This window comes from Paenibacillus sp. FSL H8-0122 (assembly GCF_038005345.1).
GTDB lineage: Bacteria > Bacillota > Bacilli > Paenibacillales > Paenibacillaceae > Paenibacillus_AQ.
In genome coordinates, this window is sequence record NZ_JBBOTB010000001.1 from 289,129 (window position 1) to 310,074 (window position 20,946).

The 20,946-nt window shown below is 53.6% G+C and carries 15 protein-coding genes; 12 read left to right on the forward strand and 3 right to left on the reverse strand.

Translation table 11 applies throughout. The features are described from left to right. Positions 1 to 2: 2 nt before the first annotated feature. Positions 3 to 884, reverse strand: coding sequence for an AraC family transcriptional regulator (locus NSS64_RS01370; RefSeq protein WP_341138965.1), 882 nt, complete (start codon positions 882 to 884; stop codon positions 3 to 5). 569 nt (positions 885 to 1,453) lie between these two features. On the opposite strand from NSS64_RS01370, the gene NSS64_RS01375 reads away from it, so the two are divergent. The 3 genes from NSS64_RS01375 (at position 1,454) to NSS64_RS01385 (ending at position 4,999) form a co-directional block, all read left to right on the forward strand. Further along, positions 1,454 to 2,320: an ABC transporter permease gene (locus NSS64_RS01375; protein ID WP_235192047.1), complete on the forward strand. Its 867-nt coding sequence runs from the start codon at positions 1,454 to 1,456 to the stop codon at positions 2,318 to 2,320. A 36-nt stretch (positions 2,321 to 2,356) separates the two neighbouring features. Next, positions 2,357 to 3,250, forward strand: coding sequence for a carbohydrate ABC transporter permease (locus NSS64_RS01380; RefSeq protein ID WP_036700398.1), 894 nt, complete (start codon positions 2,357 to 2,359; stop codon positions 3,248 to 3,250). A gap of 147 nt (positions 3,251 to 3,397) precedes the next feature. Continuing rightward, positions 3,398 to 4,999 carry an extracellular solute-binding protein gene (locus NSS64_RS01385; RefSeq protein WP_341138966.1) on the forward strand — a complete coding sequence of 534 codons (1,602 nt, stop codon included), beginning with the start codon at positions 3,398 to 3,400 and terminating at the stop codon, positions 4,997 to 4,999. A gap of 947 nt (positions 5,000 to 5,946) precedes the next feature. Here the strand turns inward: NSS64_RS01385 and NSS64_RS01390 are convergent. Together NSS64_RS01390 and NSS64_RS01395 are read right to left on the reverse strand one after the other, a co-directional pair. Further along, positions 5,947 to 8,187 (reverse strand): helix-turn-helix domain-containing protein, encoded by a 2,241-nt coding sequence (locus tag NSS64_RS01390; RefSeq protein WP_341138967.1) that lies wholly within the window; start codon positions 8,185 to 8,187, stop codon positions 5,947 to 5,949. A 200-nt stretch (positions 8,188 to 8,387) separates the two neighbouring features. After that, positions 8,388 to 9,143 carry an AraC family transcriptional regulator gene (locus NSS64_RS01395; RefSeq protein WP_076085625.1) on the reverse strand — a complete coding sequence of 252 codons (756 nt, stop codon included), beginning with the start codon at positions 9,141 to 9,143 and terminating at the stop codon, positions 8,388 to 8,390. Positions 9,144 to 9,469: 326 nt separating this feature from the next. Here NSS64_RS01395 and NSS64_RS01400 point away from each other — a divergent pair, with 326 nt between their 5' ends. The 9 genes from NSS64_RS01400 to NSS64_RS01440 all read left to right on the forward strand — a co-directional run bounded on the left by NSS64_RS01400 (position 9,470) and on the right by NSS64_RS01440 (position 20,854). Then, positions 9,470 to 10,609, forward strand: a complete 1,140-nt coding sequence (locus NSS64_RS01400; RefSeq protein ID WP_209878974.1) for a BMP family ABC transporter substrate-binding protein — start codon at positions 9,470 to 9,472, stop codon at positions 10,607 to 10,609. Positions 10,610 to 10,649: 40 nt separating this feature from the next. After that, on the forward strand, positions 10,650 to 12,212 hold the full coding sequence (locus NSS64_RS01405) for an ABC transporter ATP-binding protein (protein ID WP_341138968.1): 1,563 nt from the start codon (positions 10,650 to 10,652) through the stop codon (positions 12,210 to 12,212). After that, a complete protein-coding gene (locus NSS64_RS01410) occupies positions 12,205 to 13,251 on the forward strand; it encodes an ABC transporter permease (RefSeq protein WP_036731087.1) in 1,047 nt (348 codons plus the stop codon). The genes NSS64_RS01405 and NSS64_RS01410 overlap by 8 nt, the downstream gene beginning before the upstream one ends. Next, positions 13,248 to 14,183 (forward strand): ABC transporter permease, encoded by a 936-nt coding sequence (locus tag NSS64_RS01415; protein ID WP_341138969.1) that lies wholly within the window; start codon positions 13,248 to 13,250, stop codon positions 14,181 to 14,183. The genes NSS64_RS01410 and NSS64_RS01415 overlap by 4 nt, the downstream gene beginning before the upstream one ends. Positions 14,184 to 14,217: 34 nt before the next feature. Next, positions 14,218 to 15,174 carry a nucleoside hydrolase gene (locus NSS64_RS01420; protein ID WP_341138970.1) on the forward strand — a complete coding sequence of 319 codons (957 nt, stop codon included), beginning with the start codon at positions 14,218 to 14,220 and terminating at the stop codon, positions 15,172 to 15,174. Positions 15,175 to 15,177: 3 nt separating this feature from the next. Continuing rightward, entirely contained in the window at positions 15,178 to 16,572 is a 1,395-nt protein-coding gene (locus NSS64_RS01425; RefSeq protein WP_341138971.1) for an ADP-ribosylglycohydrolase family protein, read from the forward strand. A gap of 327 nt (positions 16,573 to 16,899) precedes the next feature. Next, positions 16,900 to 17,079: a hypothetical protein gene (locus tag NSS64_RS01430; RefSeq protein WP_341138972.1), complete on the forward strand. Its 180-nt coding sequence runs from the start codon at positions 16,900 to 16,902 to the stop codon at positions 17,077 to 17,079. Positions 17,080 to 17,229: 150 nt separating this feature from the next. Continuing rightward, entirely contained in the window at positions 17,230 to 18,522 is a 1,293-nt protein-coding gene (gene ltrA, locus NSS64_RS01435; protein WP_341138973.1) for a group II intron reverse transcriptase/maturase, read from the forward strand. Between the two features lie 784 nt (positions 18,523 to 19,306). Continuing rightward, positions 19,307 to 20,854 (forward strand): response regulator transcription factor, encoded by a 1,548-nt coding sequence (locus NSS64_RS01440; protein WP_341138974.1) that lies wholly within the window; start codon positions 19,307 to 19,309, stop codon positions 20,852 to 20,854. The last annotated feature ends 92 nt before the right edge of the window (positions 20,855 to 20,946 follow it).

A 20,946-nucleotide genomic window follows, 5' to 3' on the forward strand; every position in this document is an offset into this window, starting at 1 on the left:
TTTCATGAGAAGCGCTGCCGGTATTCGCGCGGCGACAACCCCTCCAGCTTCATGAAGCTGGAGCTGAAGTAGGAGGATTGGTTGAAGCCGACCTCTTCGGCAATCCGGGCGATCGGGAAGCTGGTCTGCATCAGCAGCAGCTTGCTCTGTCCGATACGGTAGCGGAGCAGATATTCCATGGGTGAACAGCCATATACCTTGTTCATGCAACGGGCAATATAGACCGGATGGAAGTTGAGGCTGTCTCCCAGCATGGCGGTTGTAATCTCTTCATGGTAGTGGGTGCGGAGATAGGAGGCGGCCTGCTCGGCACATAGGGTGGTTTGAGAGCTGCGGTGCTCCGGGTTCACAGAAGCGGCCAGCTGCTGCAGGAGATCCTGGAAGAGGAGCTGCTGCCGGAAGCGGACGGCTTCGAGGTGGGCGGTGGCCTGCAATTGCGTGAGCTGCTCCAATACCTCGTAAGCTCTGTCCGGCAGAAGTAAGTTAACAAACTGCGATAACACCAGATTGAAGGAGCTGATATCGAATAGAGAAGCGGGAAGCTCTCCTGAAGTCTCAGTCAGATTGCCGGAAGCGGACCCTGTCACCGATAAGGCGGGCAGGTCATGGAAGGTCTGAAAGTGGAGCCAATAATAGGCCGTATCCTCCTTGCAGCCTTCAGTTCCAAAGTGGTGGCAGTCGGGGCGAAGGATCAAGGCATCGCCTGCCTTCACGGTGAAGCGCTGCTCCTCCTCGCCGATATACAGGCATCCCTGCTGGACAATGAGCAAGTCAAATACCTTGATCTGCTGGCGGCTCCGGTGCTGATAGCCGGGCTGGCAGTGATTGAGGCCGCTGGCTATATAATGCGGCAGGGGAGGGATGCGGAACAGAAGCGGGTTCATGGGCTGGCCTCCTGAAGAAAGTTTGGATATTGAAAGTTTAGGTTGGAGAATTAGTACATTTCCCAGAGTATATCACCTATAATTTATTACAGGCAAGTTTAAATCGTAAGGCTATAGATAGGTCCAGCGCGACCACCCGAATTCCCCCGGATTCTTCTCCTTAAGGAGTACTCCGGGGGCTTATTTGCGTTGAACTTGCGATTACTGCACAAATGTATGATAAGTGCACAGTGCGGTTAGCCGTAAAGTACAGGAATATCCCGAAGCTTCACTGTTCAGCCGCTGGAGCCTTCTTCTATACTCAGGTCATACATTGGATTTCACGAAGCCGCAGGGGCCATCAAGGCCCAAGGACAGAGGCTTCGAACCCAGTGACGCGGCAACTTATCTATAGGCATAGGAGAGTGAAGGCTTTGAGACACCGCAAACGCAAGACCGGGATACCGCTAGTCACCCAGCTTCCATTGAAGGGAACGGGCGGGCTGTCCCCGCAGCTTGAGTCCGGCACCCGGAAGACAAGGAAGAAGGGCTTCGTGCATGAGCTGGTCCATAACCGGATTCTGTTCCTGATGCTGCTGCCTACGCTGTTGTTCTTTCTAATTAACTCGTATTTTCCGATGGTCGGGGTCTATTATGCGTTCACGCAGTTTGATTTCAATTCCGGGCTGTTCGATGCTCCTTTCGTGGGGCTGAAGAACTTTGAATTCCTCTGGAAATCCGGCACGCTGGTGAAGCTGACGCTCAATACGATCGGCTACAATCTGGCTTTTATTTTACTCGGGAATGTGCTGGCGATTATCTGTGCGATTCTGCTCAGCGAGCTGCGGGTGAAGTGGTTCAAGAAGCTGACCCAGTCGGTCATGTTCCTGCCGTACTTCGTATCGTTCGTTATCTTAAGCGTTATCGTCTACAATGTGTTCAATTATGATAACGGTTTCTTGAATACGCTGCTGACTCAGTTCGGGGCGAATCCGGTGGATGTCTATAATAATCCGGTCATCTGGATTTTCCTGATCATTCTCTTTTATCTCTGGAAAAATCTCGGCTACAGCATGGTCATCTACCTGGCCTCCATCACGGGCATCAGCGAGGAATATTATGAAGCGGCCAAAATTGACGGTGCCCACATTTTTCAACGGATCTGGTATATCACGGTGCCGATGCTGAAATCGACCTTCGTCATGCTGCTACTATTCTCGCTGGGGAGTATTATGAAGGGGCAGTTTGACCTCTTTTACCAGCTGATCGGCAATAACGGGGTGCTGTACAATACAACGGATATTCTGGATACGTACGTGTTCCGCTCGCTCAAGGTGACCTTCGATGTCGGGATGGCAACGGCGGCCGGCCTGTATCAATCGCTGTTCGGCTTCTTCCTGATCATGACGGTCAACTATATCATCCGTAAAATAAATGACGATTACGCCTTGTTCTAGGTTGTGCGGAACCTGCTGCGGAAGGAGAGAAAGAGCATGCAAATCAAAGACGACTCGTACACCAGGCTACTCCAGGGAGTGGCTTACACGGTAATTATACTGGGCTCCTTAGCCTGTCTGATTCCGTTCCTGCTGATTATTTCGGCTTCCTTGACGGCTAATGAGTCCATCATCAAGGATGGTTATCATTTCATCCCGGCGCAGTTCTCGCTGGAGGGCTACAAGACGGTATTCACCTTCCCTGATGAGGTGCTGCGGGCGTATGGGGTGACGCTGTTCACTACGGTGACGGGGACGACGCTGGGACTGTTCTTCATGACGATGGCCGGATATGTGCTGGCCCGCAAGGATTTCAAATACCGCAATACCTTCTCGTTCTATATTTACTTCACGACTCTGTTCGGCGGGGGGCTGGTGCCCTGGTACATTATGATCACTAAGTATCTGCATCTGACCGATTCTTATGGGGCGCTGATTTTCCCGGGGCTGATGACACCGTTCCTGATTATTCTGATGAAGAATTTCATCCGCTCGGCGGTGCCGGAGGAGCTGTTCGAATCGGCCAAGATTGACGGGGCGGGGGATTTCAAAATATACTGGCGCATTGTGCTGCAGCTCTCGATGCCCGGAATTGCTACGGTAGGCCTGTTCCTTGCGCTGGCTTACTGGAACGACTGGTTCTCCTCGTCGCTGTTCATTAATGATCCGCATAAGTATCAGCTGCAGTTTCACTTGTACAATGTCATCAACTCGGCCTCCTTCATCGCCAATATGGGCGCGGGAACCGGGGTCAGCTTAGGCAGTGATCTGCCTACAGAATCCACCAAGATGGCGATGGCGATTGTGGTCACGGGGCCGATTCTGTTCCTGTATCCGTTCATCCAGCGTTATTTCGTGAAGGGGCTGACGATCGGAGCGGTCAAAGGTTAGAACCGGCTGGCAGATTGTTCCTTACCGTACATCTGCTATATCGGCTAACATAGAGTCACACACAAGGATGGTATGCTTCCGGGGAGAGAACTGCACGAGGGCAGCGGGGAAGCGTGGGCTTACAACAAATTCTAGGAGGGTTCATTCATGAGAAAGAAAGCAGACAGACGATCTTTGGTTACGCTTACAACGGGATTGCTCGCTCTATCGCTCCTGGCCGGCTGCGGCGGGGGAAACAACGGCAACACTGGCAGCGCCGGGAATACTGGAAAAGACGGAAATCCCGGCACTCCGGCTGCTTCAGAGGGAGCTGCCCCGGCAGCGGATACCGGGATCGACACCTCGAAGAAGGTGGAGCTGCAATTCTATATGCTCGGCGATGCTCCTAAGGATCTTCCGGCCATCCAGGCGGAGGTTAACAAAATGGCTGAAGCGGACCTGAACGCCACGGTGAAGTTCAACTTCACCAGTTGGACGGACTGGGATCAGAAGTATAAGCTGCTGCTGTCCTCCGGACAGGCGATAGATCTGATTTTTACAGCGGACTGGACGCAATATCAATCCTATGCGAAGCGCGGTGCCTTCCTGGCACTGGATGATCTGCTGCCGAAGGCGGCTCCCGAGCTGCAGAAGTTCGTCCCTGAGAAAATGTGGGAGGATGTTAAGGTTGACGGTAAAATCTACACGGTTCCGGCGACCTTCAAGGAGTATGTAACCAACGGGTTCGTCTACCGCGAGGATCTGCGCAAGAAATACAATCTCCCCGAGCCCAAGGACTTGGCCAGCTATGAGGCTTACATGGACGGCATTGTCAAAAACGAGCCGGATATGATGCCGATGTCCCTCAACAGCGATGTGGGCAACAATCTCCATTATATCTATACGGAGCTGCATAAAATGGTCGGCGCGCTGCCGTACGGCATGGGTGTGAAATATGATTCTCCGTCCACGGTCTACTCCTACTGGGGCTCCGAGGAGCAAAAAGAAGAGCTGAAGATGATGAAGCGCTGGGCCGATAAAGGCTTCATTCCGAAGAACGTGCTGAATATTAAGGATACGATGCAGGACCCGGTCACTTCAGGTAAAGCGGCCAGCATGTTCGGGGACAATCCTAACCGGTTCAATGATATGAAGATGAAGATCAGCACGACTCATCCGGATTGGGAGCTGGCGTATTCTCCTTTCGGCTTAACCACCGGCTATGCGACCCCTGTACATCCGATTCACAACGGGTTCGCTATTCCGAAGAGCAGCAAGAACCCGGAGCGGGCGCTTGCCTTCTATCAGAAGATGGTGCTCGACAAACGGTATAATCAGCTGACGCAATACGGCATTGAAGGCAAGAACTACACAGTAGAAGACGGCTATTATAAGCTGGTCGGCACCAGTACCTCCAATGGCTTCACCCGTGAGGGCATGAACGGCTGGGCGTGGAGAAATCCGGAGTTCATGCTGTTCGACAAGGGATTTGACGGGGTCAAGGCGATCTTTGATGAGCTGGATAAAATCCAGAAGCCGGACCTGTTCCTTGGCTTCGCTGAGGACTACAGCTCTTATCAGGCAGAGAAGGCTGCACTTGAGCAGGTAGAGAAGCAGTACCTGTTCCCGCTGGAGGCCGGACTGGTGGATGATGTGGATAAGGGCCTGGAGACCTTCATGCAGAAGGCCAAGCAGGCGGGCCTGGAGAAGATTCAGGCGGAGTGGACGAAGCAGTGGGAGGCTTATGTGGCGGAGAAAGGTCTTAAGTAGATGAGGGGAGCCCCGGGAGCCGTATGGCTTTTGGGGCTTTTTGTGTGCGCGGGAGCTGGAGTGAGTGCTGGTGCTGGAGTGGCGATGGCGCTTGGGTGGACGCTCCGAAAACGGAACGATGTTCCGATCGCTGTTGTGTCCGGATTTTTATTTATTCTACCTTAGCGGTGAAAATCCGGACACAAAGGCGAACGCTCCGCTTCTCCACATTCATTCCGTTTTCTCCGCTGTTTAAGCGTTAGGCGCAACCGGAGCACAGCTGCGGAGGCCGCGTCAGCCCTACGGCCTCCGCGGCAGGAGAGAAGAGCAGAGAGCCCGTCTCCACGAATCTGGAGACGGGCTGGTGTTCCACAAAAGCGCGAACTGCAAGGCAAGGCGTAAAGAATGGCTTGGTGTTCCACCAAAGCGGGAACTGCCATAGCCAAAAACAACTGCTAAGGGCAAAGGACTGGGCTTGGTGTTCCACCAAAGCAAAAAGGCAAGGCACCGAAGCGGGCAGACCCTCTATGCAAAAATCCTGCACAAATTGCAACATTACCCTCGGAGATATCGGCTCAAATCAGGGATTGTTGCAGGAAAGGCAGGATTTTGTCTGGAAATGGTCGATATCCGAGGCTATTGCTGCATTTTGTGCAACAATTCATAGGAATAGCCCAGGATTAAAAATCTAAGTTGCAAATCTTGCAACATTTCAACTTGCTGGTGTGTATGAGCTTGAGAATCTCAGGCTTCTGCTGGCATACGGCCCCTGGGGTGTGGACTGAACTGAAAAGTTAGTGGTAACTACTGCGGCTGAAAGAGAGTGCTGGCGGTAGTAGTAGCTACTGTGGATGATAGCGCCAGCTGGCGGTACAGATGACTGCTGCAGCTAATTAGCGTAACCACCACAATAGTACAACTAAGGTTACCAAGAGCAACTGCCAGCGGTGCATCCTCATGTCCGAAATTCAATCCATCCGCACACTTTTCAACCGGCGATAATCCGTAGGCGTTGTACCAAAGCTGCGCTTGAACATCCGGTGCAGGTAGCTGCTGCTGGTGAAGCCGCAGCGCTCGGAGATGGCGGTGACGGGCAGGTCGGTGTTCTCCAGCAGGGCGCACACTTCGCGCATCCGCACCTCCAGGATGACATCGACGATGCTGTTCATGGTCTGCTGCTTGTAGAGGCGGCTGATATAGATGGGTGACATGTCCAGTTCATCGGCGATCTGGTTCAGGCTCAGATGAGGCTTCATGTAATCCTCGTTGATCTTGGCGTTGATCTGGCAGATGAGGTCGTGCTGCTTGGTGTTCTTTTTGCCGGCCAGCTGCTCCTGCAGGGTATGGAAGAGGGCGGCGAAAGCCGCCTCCAGCTCCTCTATCGTCTCGATGGCTTCCAGGCTGGGCAGCTCGGCCAACCCATCAATTTGTAAGCGGTTACGCTTCTGGATCGAATTTACGATCTCTCTGACGGTGACGCTGAGCCTGGACACGGTTAACTGCGCGGTCTGATAAGGGAAGGCCCCGGTCTCGCGGATCATCGAGCTGAACTGTTCGGCGGCATCGTCCACTCTACCGCTCAGCAATGCATCCGCCAGCTTTTTCTCTTTGTCCGCCGGATAATGATAAGTGCTGGACTCCAGCGCACAGATGTCCCGGGCATTCAGGATACAGCCATGCCCATAGAACAGGCGGTGATTCGACGCCTCGCGGACCTGCTGATAGAGCTGATGCAGCTGGCTGGCATTACGGTCAATATGGCTGTAGGTCAGGGTAAGGCTGATCTTCAGATAGTCGGAGCAAGCCTGCTGAATCTGCCGGAGCAGGGCTTCGATTAGGCCGGTATCCGTATATTCCACGGGATCGATAATGTTCAGCAGCACCAGGATACCATCATCGTTCATATCTACGGTCTCCACGCGGTAGGTCTGGCCGCAGATCTCGGAGGCGATGTTCATAATGGCGAACTTGGAGGCCAGCAGATAAGAGGAGCGGGCTTCCCGGAACTCCCGGTAACGGTCAATCCGCAGCAGGATCAGCCGGTAATCATCATTGAAGGTGAAATGAATGCCCAGCTGGCGCAGCTTCTCTACCTGCTGCATGGACTGCAGCGGCTTCAGGCCGAGGATCAGGTCCCGCAGTGTATTTTGCCGGATCATGAACATGCTGTCGCGCTTCTCTGTCTCCAGAATATGCATCTCGCTGACAATCCGGTTCATCGGCAGGTAGAGGCTTCTGGACATGATCCAGGAGAGGCCGATGCCGGCCACCAGCACCAGACCTGCGATCAGCAAGGTGGTGTTGCGGATGTTGTTGGTCTGCTTCGTAATGATCTCATAGGGCGTAATTCGTACATACTGCCAGCTTAAATCATCCGGTGCCGTATAAGAGATCAGCGAGTTCACGCCCCCGAAGGGAGCGATGAAATAGCCGGCCTCCCGGCCCTTGATCCGCTGCTCAATGAATCCTGCTTCCTCCGGGGTCAGTTCCTGCTGCTTCAGGCTGTTGCTGGAGCGGAAGGCGCCCTGATCATCCAGAATATAGGTCGCACTGGTGGAATCCGCCGGGCTGGCGATCTCTTTGTTGATCCACGGAGCCGAAATATTCACAATTACCGCCGAATTAATAGCCCGGTCCCAGCCGATCGCATCCAGACACAGGAAGGTGTAGGCACGGACCTGATCGTTCTCCTGTGCGCCGTTGGAATAGACTCTAGGAATGGGAGTGAACGCCTTATAGTTCTGATAGTGGCTCAGGATATCCAGAATGGAGGTATCGACCAGCTCCTTCTCGGTATACACACCGTTCTGGCCATGGGAGGAGGCAACATACAGCTGCCCGCCCTTGGGATTATATACATAGATGGATTCGATATAAGGCATGGAGCTTAGATAGTTGCCCAGCTCGGACATGGCGGCGGTGACATCGTAGATGTCCGGCTTATCGTAGAATACGATTTTGGAGATGGTGCTGTTACGGTAGATTTGAAAAGAAAGCGATTGCGCAGCATCCGTCATGTTCACGACCTCCCGGCTGGTCTGTGTGAGGTTGCCGAGGTCGGACTGGAAGGTCTGTTTCTTTTCTACGCCGATATAGTAGTTGTAATAAATGATGGTGGAGACCAGAAAGGTTAAGGAGACGCAAAGCGTAATGCTGACTAGCAGTCTGCTGTACAATGCCCGTTGATTGCCGATCTTGTTCAGTCTCATCCAAAGTAGCCCCCTGACTCACTGTGTATTCTTGCGGGTACCGTCCTTGTCGTAAATGTTCATAGTACGATTATAAGCTCCAGCCTATGAACAGGACAGTAGAACAAGCTTATAACTGTGAACAGGCTGGACCCCTGCGCAGTGAACAAATGCAAGATTCGTGTACAAAAGCTACTTGTGACAGGGGAGGGGACTATTCCCTATATGACTCTGCTCTGAATGCGGAAGGTGCGCGGGGAGAGGCCGATCTCCCGTTTGAACATATTGCAGAACTGGGCGTCGTTGACGAATCCGGCTGCAGCCGAGACCTCGGAAATATGCATTTGGCTGTGCAGGAGGAGCGACTTGGCATAATCCAGGCGTTTTAGTAAAAGATAACGGTGGGGAGAGTGCATGAACCGCTCCTTGAACAAATGCCGGAAGCGGTCGTAGCTGTAGCCGGACATCTCTGCCAGCGAGGCCACCGAGAGCTTGTGACGGTAATGCTCGTTCATATAATTGAGCACGTACTGCATCTGATCCTCTGCCGGGGAATGGAAATCGGAGGCGCTGAGCAGCCGCTGGAGATAGACGGTAATTTCACTCATCTGCAGATTCAGCAGCTCGCTGAACCCGTCGCGCTTGCGCTTGAACTCAGCGCTCATCCGTTGCAGGGTCTGTAGCACTGTGTGCTCTTTATCATCGTCAAACACACCGGACAGCGAATTGATCACCGGATTGCCGCAGTGGAAGCCGACGAACAGCACCTCCGGGCTGGGCTGATGATTCTCGTCATGCTTGAAGCCTGCCGGAATGAGGGCGAAGGTAGAGGGCCGGAAGTGATAGCTGCGCTGGCCGATGCTGCAGGTGCCCTGACCGTGGATGTAATAGACAAGCTCGAAGCACTCATGCTGGTGCGGAGGGATATAGGTACCTGCTTCATGTTCTGCATTTACAATATATAGGACACGATCCATGATGAGCCTCCCTTGATAGTCATTTAGCCGAATCGTACAAAAACATGACCGAAAATATATAAATATTTATGTTTTCATTTGATATGATCTTATCAATAAAACCGAAGATTCTCAACTGGACTGGCCATCTTGTTCGGATATTTTACGGTTTTTTAGCGAAATGTAACATGAAATGTTTGGTTTTCAGAGTAAATTGCTTATTTTCAGAATTTCAACAGTCGCTTATTCATGCTGCCCGATTCGATGGGACCAACAAAACGTGTAATTGGGATTTTATGCTATTCAGCAGGGTGGATCTATTACAAATAGGGGTGTGAACTTAGAAAATGAAAAAGAAAATGCTCACTTTAATGTTACTGGCAGTTATGGTACTGGTCGCTGCGTGCGGAAACAACAAGTCCGGGAACGGGAATGGTGCGACAGCAACTCCGGGAACGAATGAGGAAGGCGGCGCGGCTGCGGGGGACAAGCTCAAGGTGGTGCTGCTGATTCCGGGGACGCTGGGGGACAAGTCGTTTTTTGATGCGGCGAACAATGGTCTGCAGAAGGTGAAAAGCGAGCTTGGCGCAGAGACGAAGGTTGTGGAAATGGGCGCTGACAAGACGAAATGGGAGCCGACTTTTAATGATATCGCTGCTGAGGATTGGGATGTTGTCATCTCCGGCGGCTCGGAAATTACAGAAATGTTCAATGCAACGGCAGAAGCAAATCCCGATAAAAAATTCATCAACTATGACACCGACATCGAGGAAGCGCCTGCCAATATGTACAATATGTCTTACTCGACCAATGAGGTCTCCTTCCTGGCCGGAGCGGCTGCGGCGCTTGCTACCCAGTCTGATATGCCTAATGCCAACAAGGACAATGTGATCGGATTCCTGGGCGGAATGGACATTCCCGGCATCAATGCCTTCCTGGTTGGTTACATTCAGGGAGCACAGTATGTTGATCCAGAAGTGAAGGTAGCTGTCTCTTATGCCGGAGATTTCGTAAACCCTGCCAAGGGCAAGGAATTGTCGCTGATCCAGTATAACTCGGGTGTGGATATTATTTTCAACGTAGCGGGCGGTACGGGCCTTGGTATTTTCGATGCAGCGAAGGAAAAGAACAAATATGCCATCGGCGTCGATTCTGACCAGGCGATGCTGCTCAAGGATACGGATAGTGCGAAGGCCAACCTGATTGTTACTTCTGCAATTAAAAAAATTGATTCGGCTATCCTTGGTGCAGTGAAGAGACTGCAGGACGGCACGCTTGAAATGGGTAAACGCGATGTGCTTGGCTTCGTTGAAGACGGCGTGGGCATTGCCGAGAACGAGATCTACAAGGCGGCATTCCCGGCGGAATTGCAGACCAAGATTGAAGAAGTGAAGCAGAAGCTGATCAATAAGGAAATTAAGGTGGATAACGCAATGGGTATGGAGACTTCTGAAGTGGAAGCAATCCGTAATGCTGTTAAACCTTAAGGACATGAATAAAACTTTGGTTGAAAGGCGTTGATGACCCATGGCAAATGCTCTGCTGGAAATGCGGGGAATCACCAAAGTGTATCCGAACGGTGTGGTTGCCAACAAGGACGTTGAGTTCTCCCTGCGCGAAGGCGAGATCCATGCGATTGCGGGTGAGAACGGAGCCGGTAAATCGACTCTGATGAAAATTATGTTCGGAATGGAGAGCCCAAGTGAAGGCGGGCTCTACATCCGGGGAGAACAAGTGAAGCTGCAGTCCCCGCAGGACGCGATTGACCGCGGTATCGGGATGGTGCATCAGCATTTCATGCTGGTGCCTTCTTTTACGGTGGCGGAGAATATGGTGCTCGGTATGGAGCCGAAGAAGGGCGTTGGCTTCAATTATGCAGAGGCCGTGCGCCTGACGGAAGCAACTGCACGTAAATATAATCTATCAGTGAATGCCAAGGCGAAGGTGGAGGACCTAAGTGTCGGCATGAAGCAGAAGGTGGAAATTCTGAAGGCGCTGGTGCGCGGGGCCAAGATTCTCATTCTCGATGAGCCAACGGCAGTGCTGACTCCGCAGGAGACGGAGGAGCTGTTCCATGAGCTGCAGCAGCTTAAGGAGCAGGGACACACGATTGTGTTCATCTCGCACAAGCTGAAAGAGGTCAAAGCCATCTGTGACCGGATTACCATCATGCGCGGCGGCCGGAGTGAAGGCGTCTTCGATACTAAGGAAGTAACAGAGCAGGAGATCTCGCGGCTGATGGTTGGACGGGATGTGGTGCTAAAGTATGACAAAAGCGATCTTCCCTACGGCAAGCCGGTGCTTGCGGTGGAAGGGCTGAGCGTCTCAGACAGCCAGGGCAAAGCGCTGCTCTCCGGGATCAGCTTCTCGGTCCGTGAAGGCCAGATTGTCGGCATCGCCGGCGTTGAAGGGAACGGACAGACGCAGCTGATCGAGGCGCTGACCGGCGGCCTGCGCGGGGTTGGCGGCAGCGGGTCGGTACAGGTGAAGGGGAAGGATATCCGTGAGCTGGATATTCTGGACATCCGCAACCTGGGGGTATCCTATATCCCTGAGGACCGGATGCGCCAGGGCTCTGCCGGAGATGCCAGCATTGCCGACAATCTGATCTCCACCCGCTACCGTCAGAAGGATATGAATAAAGGGCCTTTCCTGCACGGGTCAAGAATTGCTGCGCTAGCCTCTGCGCTGGTGGAGGAATTCAAGGTGCGCTGCTCCGGCCCGCAGCAGCCGATCGGCATGCTGTCCGGCGGTAACATGCAGAAGGTAGTCGTAGCCAGGGAGTGTTCCACGAATCCGCAGCTGCTGATCGCCGAGCAGCCGACCCGGGGCGTTGATATCGGGGCTGCCCAGTTCATTCACCAGAAGCTGCTGGAGCTGCGCTCGGCGAACTGTGCCACGCTGCTGGTATCAGCGGATTTGAATGAAATTCTGGAGCTGAGCGACAGTCTTCTCGTGATGTATGAGGGCCAGATTGTTGCCTATTTCGATAATCCGTCAGCAGTCGGTGAGGAAGAGCTGGGGCTCTACATGCTGGGAATTAACCGGCAGGACAAAGAGCAGACCGGGAGGGCCGCAAATCATGTTTAAAGTCAAATATTTCGAGGCGATCCGCACAGCGGCGGTCATCGTCATTGCACTTATTATCGCGTTCCTGATTATCTCGCTGGTCAGTGATCACCCGGTGAAGACGATCGGAATCTTCCTCTGGGAGCCGTTGTCCACGAAGGGCCATATCGGCAACGTCATTGAGATGGCGATTCCGCTGATGTTCACTGGTCTTGCGGTCTCCCTGCTGTTCCGGGCCAATATGTTCAACCTGGGAGCGGAGGGGATCTTCTATTTCTCCGGTGTCGTGACTACTGCGCTGGCGATTCATCTCAGCCTGAACAGCTGGTTCCATCCGGTAGTGGCGATTCTTGCGGGCTCGATCGTAGGGGCACTGCTCTCAGCCATCCCCGGTATTCTCAAAGCGAAGTGGAACGCCAATGAGCTGGTAACCTCGCTGATGTTCAATAACATCCTGTTTGGGGTGGGGCTGTACCTGCTGAACTATCATCTGCGGGATGCCAAGGCCTTTGCCAACGTTTCTTTTAAATTCGAGAAAACGGCCCAGCTCAGCAAGCTGTTTGCAGGGACGCGGATTCACACCGGACTTATTATTGTGCTGGTGCTTATTGTGCTGGCCCACCTGTTCCTGTACCGGACCAAATGGGGCTATGAGCTGCGGATGACCGGGGTTAACCGGGACTTCGCCCGTTATTCAGGCATGAAGACGGCCAAGGTGATCATTCTGGTCCATCTGATCGCCGGGTTCATTGCCGGTATGGGCGGCTCGGTGGAAGTGCTCGGGATGTACAGCCGGTTTCAGTGGACCTCCTTGCCGGGCTACGGTATGGATGGTGCGCTGGTGGCCATGCTGGCCAAGAATAATCCGTTCTCCGTCATTGTATCGGCGCTCTTCCTGGCCTATATCCGCATTGGCGCCGATATGATGTCGCGCCTCTCCGATGTGCCGTCCGAGATGATCTCGATTATCCAGGCTGTGATTATTCTGCTGATCTCTGCGGAGCAGTTCCTCAAGTTCTGGAAGAACCGCATGCTGCTGAAGGAGGCGAAGGAAGCATGAACAGTCTGCTGAATGTCATTCTGACGACGGATTTTGCCTTCTCTGTCCTGCGTGTAACCACGCCGATACTGTTCGCTGCACTGGGGGCGCTGATCTCGAACCGTGCCGGAATCATCAACATCGGGATGGAAGGGATCATGCTGGTCTCGGCGCTGGCCGGGGTTATTGTGAGCGCCTATACGCAGAGCGCCTGGGTGGGATTGCTTGGGGCGGTGCTGTCGGGAACGCTGATTGCGGGTATTTTGGCTTTTTTCACCTTAAAGTTCAAGACCCACATTATTCTCGGCGGGGTGGCGATCAATATGTTCGCTTCCGGCGGTACGGTATTTATTCTGTATCTGCTGAGCGGTGACAAAGGCTCTTCCACCTCCCTGGCGAGTAAAGTGCTGCCGAGTATAGATATTCCGCTCCTGCAGGATATTCCGGTGCTGGGCCCGATTCTGTCGGGGCACCACATTCTGACGTATTTCTCTATATTGTCAGTGCTCGTAGTCTATTATCTGCTCAACCGTACACCGCTTGGACTACGAATCCGCTCCGTAGGCGAGAATCCGCATGCGGCCCAATCAGTGGGCGTCAGTGTGGTCCGCATCCAGTACAGCGCGCTGCTGCTCAGCGGATTCTTCGCCAGCCTGGGTGGAGCTTATATGTCGATGGGCTACTTGTCGCTGTTCACCCGCGATATGATTGCCGGCCGGGGCTGGATTGCCATCGCTGCTGAATCCATGGGCCGGAGCACCACCGTGGGCACAGCGCTGACCTCGCTGCTCTTCGGCGCAGCTGACGCGCTCTCCAATGCTTTGCAGGTGCTGAAGATTCCGGCTGAGCTGATCGCTACGCTGCCTTATGTGGCAACGGTGATCGGTCTGATTATCTACGCAATCTCGGAGACACGGAAGAAGAATAAGAAGCTTAAGACTACTACGAAATAATTAGGAAAGATCAACCTACAAGGGAGCGACAACGATGCCAACACCTATCATTATTGACTGCGATCCGGGGCATGACGACGCGATTGCCATTCTGCTTGCGCTGGCACATCCGGGAGAGCTGGATATCCGGGGGATTACAACCGTTGGCGGCAACCAGATTCTGGATAAAATCACCGACAATGCGCTCAAGATTCTCAGCTTTGTAAATGCAGATATTCCTGTAGCCAAGGGCGCTGCGGCGCCGCTGCTGGGCAAGCTTGTTACCGGGGAGGAAGCCCACGGGGAGTCCGGCATGGATGGCCCGGCGCTGCCGGCGAGCAAGTTCAAGCCCGTAGAGCAGGGGGCAGTAGAATTCATGCTGGAGATTATCCGCGCCTCGGAAGAGAAGATCACTCTGGTGCCTACCGCCCCGCTGACGAATATCGCCCTGCTGATTACGGCGTACCCGGAAGTGAAGGAGCGGATCGAGAAGATCTCTCTAATGGGCGGCGGACTGGCTTACGGCAATGTGACCCGGACAGCGGAGTTCAATATTTATGTAGACCCGGAGGCGGCGCGGATCGTTTTCGAATCCGGCATTCCGATTGTCATGAGCGGACTGGATGTGACGGATAAAGCGGCGATTTTCGAAGAGGAGATTCAGGAGCTGAAGACCCGCGGCCCCGTGTCCGTCATGGTCGGCGAGCTGCTGGATTTCTATTCGATCTACGGGAAGAAAATGGGCTTTGTCGGCAATGCGCTGCATGATCCTTGCGCCATTGCCTGGCTGCTGCACCCGGAGCTGTTCGAATCCGAGCACCTGTATGTAACAGTAGAGACCGAAGGCAAGCTTACCCGCGGCATGACCGTGGCCGACCGCCGCAAGAAGCCGGACCAGCCTGCGAATACGGAGGTACTGCTTGGTGTGGACCGCGAAGCCTTCATCAAGCTGCTGTTCGATTCGTTGGAACGGTTAGACCGGCAGCTGGGGTCTCCGGCAGGAGCATCCTAACGGATGGCGGGCTGGGAACGTCTGCAGGAGACGGTAAGGTTCGAGCTGCAGCAGCGGATCGAGGAAGGCTGCCAGCCGGGCAGTCTGGCGGAGAAGCTGGATGCGGCCGGGAGCGATGAGGACAAGCTGATGGAGGTCTACCACGAGCTGATGGCACTTTCTGTATCCGCTGATTTCCCTTATAAGGAGCCTTCGGATCTGGCGGGGATCAGGCAGCTCCGTCCGGAAGGTCCGCGCAAGCTAGCGGTGGACTGGACGCCGGACCAGTGGCGAGACAGGTTCTACGGGGCCTGGCTCGGGCGGAGTGTAGGCTGCGCGCTGGGCAAGCCGCTGGAATATTGGGATTACCTGTACGGGAAGGATGGCCGGACCGGCTGGGAGAATATCGAGCTGTGGTTCCGCGGTGCGGATGCCTGGCCGATTACAGGTTATACTCCTGAGCATTCCACGGCAAGGGAGGAATACGGCCTGGGCTTAAGCGACTGGTCATTCACCAGTACGCGTGAGAAGATCAGCTACATGGAGAGCGATGACGATATTCGTTATACCGTGCTTGGCCTGTTGCTGCTGGAGCAAAAAGGGCTGAACTGGGACTCCTGGGATATCGGCAAGCTGTGGCACGGGCACCTGACCTACAGTCAGGTCTGCACGGCGGAAACGCAGAGCTATATGAACTTTGCTCAGGAGACCTCCCATCTGCACGGGGAGAAGCCGGCAGATTGGCCGCTGCGGCAGGAGCGGGTACGGATGCATCTGAATCCGTACCGGGAATGGATCGGTGCAGCGATCCGCGCGGATGCCCTGGCTTATGGAGCGGCCGGACATCCCGAGCTGGCTGCGGAGCTGGGCTGGCGGGATGCTTCCTTCTCGCATGTGAAGAACGGGATCTACGGCGAGATGTTCAATGCAGCCATGATCTCAGCGGCGTTCGCAGGCCTCAGCAACCAGGAGATTGTCCAGATCGGGTTGAGTGAGATTCCGCAGACGAGCAGACTGGCTAAGGATGTGCTGCGGGGAGTTGAAATTGCACAGCAGGCAGGCAGTGAGCGTGAGCTGGTCAGCACCCTCTGGAACGAGTTCAGCCATTACGACCCGGTGCATACGAACAACAACGCTGCCATTGTGGCCGCATCGCTGATCTATGGTGGCGATGACTTCGAGAAAGCGGTGGTCACCTCCGTATCTGCCGGAATGGATACCGACTGCAACGGGGCCACCGTCGGCTCCATTATGGGAGCGAAGCTGGGGGCTGCTAAGCTGCCGGTCCAATGGACCGCACCGCTGAACGATCTGCTGTATGCGGATCTGCCGGGCTTCCACCCGATCGCCATCTCTGAGGTCGCGGAGCGGAGCTATCAGGTGTTCCTGAAGCTGCGGGCCGAGCTGGGAGAAGAGTAACGGGGTTAAGATAGATATTAATTATATTTGAGCGTGTCTATGAAGTCGCCTCACACCGGATGTTTTCAGGGGAAAACATCCGGTGCGATTGAGCGGCTTTTTTGTTGATTGCGTGCCCAGAGGCACGCATTATCTAGTTGGTGAAAGTCCAACCAAAGGAGGGACCAAGCCACCTTTGTAGCTAGGATGCTTGCGCATGGCGAAATCTGTGCGTAAAAGCGCATCGACAAAAGTACCGGTCAGAGACTGGGCGAGCAACAATCCAGGCCGCAACATGAAGTGAATCTTGCCGCGTCGTCAAAAAGGCCCTGCGAAGGGGATGAGAGGATGCCGAGTCTCGAATCAATAGACGAAGGCCAAGGAAACTGTACAGAACTTGGAACAGCAGTGAAGAATCCTCCGGCGTATAGGGAACGGCATGGATTGAAAGATAATGCAGTGAACTGGGGAGACCCTCCCCCACACGGGAGAAAAAAAAAGAAAAAAATTTTTTTAAGGAACCCGTAAAGAGACGCTCTATAAGTCCAGAAGACGAAGTGAACCGTCTGTGGGAAGGGAGTCCGAGGGGCTCATAGTACCGAAGAACCTAAGGACAACATAACCTTAGGGAGGGAAGGAGCCCTGCTTTGTTTACGCTTTTGGAGGAGGTACGAGTGAGTGAATGCCAAGCGGCTAACGACACCCAAGGAAAAAGTTCAAGAACTCCAAGAAAAGCTAGGTCATGCGGCCAAGGAGAACAACAAGCGTAAATTCCACGCCTTGTATGACAAAGTCTACCGGTGGGATGTGCTAGGCGAAGCCTGGAAACGGGTGAAAGCGAATAAGGGAGCTGCGGGAGTGGATGCCGTGACGCTCGCAGATATTGAAGAACAAGGAGAAACAAGATTCCTCAAGGAATGCGAGCGAGAACTGAAAGAAGGCAGCTACCATCCGCAGCCCGTACGTCGGCACTATATCCCAAAGAAAGACGGGAAGCCAAGACCGCTAGGCATCCCTACCGTGCGTGACCGAGTCCTACAGATGGCAACGAAACTGGTGATTGAACCCATCTTTGAAGCCGATTTTAAAGAAGTCTCCTTCGGATTTCGTCCGAAACGAAGTGCGAAAGGAGCGTTGGAGCGAATCCGTAAAGCCTGCAACCGCAAAGGAAATTGGATAGTCGACATCGATATCCAAGGCTACTTCGACAATATCAATCAGGAGAAGCTCATGAAGTTAATACAAATGCGTATCAATGACAGGCGGATCTTGAAGCTGATACGGAAGTGGCTACATGCGGGAGTGATGGAAGAAGGAAACGTACGGCGCTCCGATTTAGGGACACCCCAAGGTGGCGTGATTTCGCCACTGCTGGCGAATATCTATTTGAACTACTTTGATTGGTTATGGGAGAAACACGGAAGTGGGCTGGGAGAACTGACGAGGTATGCAGACGACTTCGTTGTGGTCTGTAAAACCAAAAAGGATGCGGAACATGCGTATGAACTCATCCGCAACATTATGGAACGTCTGGAACTCACGCTACATCCGACCAAAACCCGCATTGTAGGTCTGTGGACAGGAGACGAAGGCTTCGACTTCTTAGGAATGCACCACCGAAAAACGAAAGCAGAAACCTCTCAAGGGAAGGTGTACTATACCACACAGCAGTGGCTAACGAAGAAGGCAGAGGAACGTATCCGGGGCGTGGTCAAAGACCGATTAGCACCACCCGGCATGCGCTGGAAATCGTTTGAGGAACACGTGGAATGGCTCAATCCCAAGATACAGGGATGGAGAAATTATTATTACACGAAGTATAGCCAAAAGAGGTTAGCGAAGCTGGATTGGTATATTCTGCAGCGATTCACCCGGTGGTATGCAAAGAAGAGAAATCGGAGGAGATGGATGAGTTCATTCCCGGAGGTCAAGTATATGGCCAATAAGTGCGGACTAAAAACGCTATTGTAATCTGCATGCCCATGAATGACAAACATCGGAAAGCCGTATGAGGGAAAACCTCACGTACGGTTTGATGAGGAGGGGCTGGGTTACTCCAGCCCTTTACTCTAGAGGAAATGATGATTTGCGTCCGATGTGGAAGTGTCTTATGTACTTCGCTGATTTCACCGGACAAAATGGGCAGCGCGTGAGCATCTGGGCTAAATGTAGTCGAAAAACCGACCACATTCGGCACGGCAGAGGCGTCTGGGCCGAATGTAGTCGAAAAACCGACCACATTCGGCGCGGCAGAGGCATGTGGGCCGGATATGGTCGAAAAACCGACTACATTCGGTGCGGCAGAGGCGTGTGGACCGAATGTAGTCGAAAAACCGACCACATTCGGTGCGGCAGAGGCGCGTGGGCCGAATATGGTCGAAAAACCGATTACAATGGGGATGCCGCAGACATTTTGTTCTCGAAATATAAGAATTTATAGGTTTCCCCCTACAAATTTTCCTTCTATTTCTCGCCGAAACGGTACCGTCCTTAAAAAGGACAGCAATACCGTTTCCACTTGTATGGGAAGGAAAGTTTGCCGAATGTATGTGAAAAACCGAATACAATAGGCCGTTAAGAAGGTAAGTTGATAACAGGGAAGTCTCCAGCCAAACCATACTGGCTGCGGACTTCCCTGTTTCGTTTAAAGAAAGCCTCGCTTAACTTAACATTCACATGATTGAACTTGTATGTTAGCATTACTTGTAATTCAAGTACTTACCAAATTTTGATTATTGAGAGGGGAGCGGAGCTCATGCTGAAAGTCATGATTGTGGACGATGAACCCTGGGTTCTGGAAGGACTCCGGACGATGGTGGACTGGGAGAAAGCCGGATTCGAGGTATGCGCTGAAGCGCTTAGTGCCGGGGAGGCCCTGCGGCTGATCCGGGAGCACAGGCCGGATCTGCTACTGACGGATATCAATCTTCCGGTGATGAGCGGCCTGGAGCTGATTGCGGCGGTGAAGGAAACAGTAGACCCGCCGCCCCGGTTCGTGATCCTGAGCGGATATGACGATTTCAACTATGCCCGGACTGCGCTGCGCCACAAGGTGGACGGCTACCTGCTGAAGCCGGTGGATGATGAGGAGATCGAGGAACTGCTCGGGAAGATCCGAGCTATTATCCATTATGAAACCGCTTCCAGACTAGAGGAACGGAAGAAGCATAATATTCTGGTGCATAATCTGATCAGCCGTTGTGTCCAGGGGGATTGGAGTCAGGAGCTGGAACACGCCGCCTGCGGTCTGCTGGGGCTTCAGCCTGATACAGAGCTGCAATGCATTCTTGCTGCTGCCATTTCAGGTTCAGGTACGGTGAGCCTGAATGAAGGGGATACCGAAGGCTTCCCGGATCACCTGGGCTATGTGTTCCAGGACCCGGCCGGAAGGGCCGGGCTTCTGATTCGCTCAGCCGGACTGTCCACGGAAGCACTGGAGGCAGCAGCCGCTCAGGTGCAGAAGGTGCAGTCAGCGAAGCTGGGGGTACCGGTGGCTGTAATGATCAGCGGCCGGGGGAACGGCCTGCGCGCCGTCCAGGAGCTGTACACCCAGACGCTTGAGGTCTGGGGGCTTAAATACCGGAAGGAGCGGGGCGGAATTTTCTACTACAATGATCTGCGTACGGCCCGCTTGTCTCCCGAATTCACTGACGGGCACTTTACGCGTGTGCTGGATGAGGTGAAGGAAGGCGTGCCTGAGAGAATCCGGGCTGCTGCCAGGGAAGCCTTCGCAGCCATGACCGCCAAGAGGGTGAGTATTGACGCTGCACAGGCTGAGGTAGCCCATCTGGAGATGACCTTATGCCGGAGTATTGCTGAGATGCAGGGAGACCCCGACCAGATCATGTGTGCGATGCACAAGGAGTACGGCAACATGGGCGGGCTCAGGGACTATTACAAGCTCAGCCTGTATGTGGACCGGCTCTGCCTGGAGACCGCAGCGTACCTCACCGAGCTGCGGGCCCATAACGAGGGGAACACCATCTATAATGTGATCCAATACGTGGATCTGGAATTCCGCAGCAAGCTGCAGCTCCAGGATCTCGCCAGGCAGTTCCACATGAATTCTGCCTATCTGGGCCAGTTGTTCCGCAAGGAGACGGGGCGCAGCTTCAGCGATTATCTGAATGAGAAGCGGATCGAAGCGGCCAAAAGCCTGCTCAAGCGCACCCAGCTCAAGATATCGGATATCGCGGTGCAGGTGGGCTTTTCCAATACCGATTATTTCATCGACAAGTTCAAGAATAAGGTGGGTTCATCACCTTCGGTGTACAAGAATGCCCACAACAATAAACAGCTCTAAAGTAACCCCACAAAGTGGGGCTGTGGCTTCGAAGGTTACTCAGATACTTTGCGGGGACCCCGAAATCTTAAGAAAGCCGGGTGTGTGTGAGG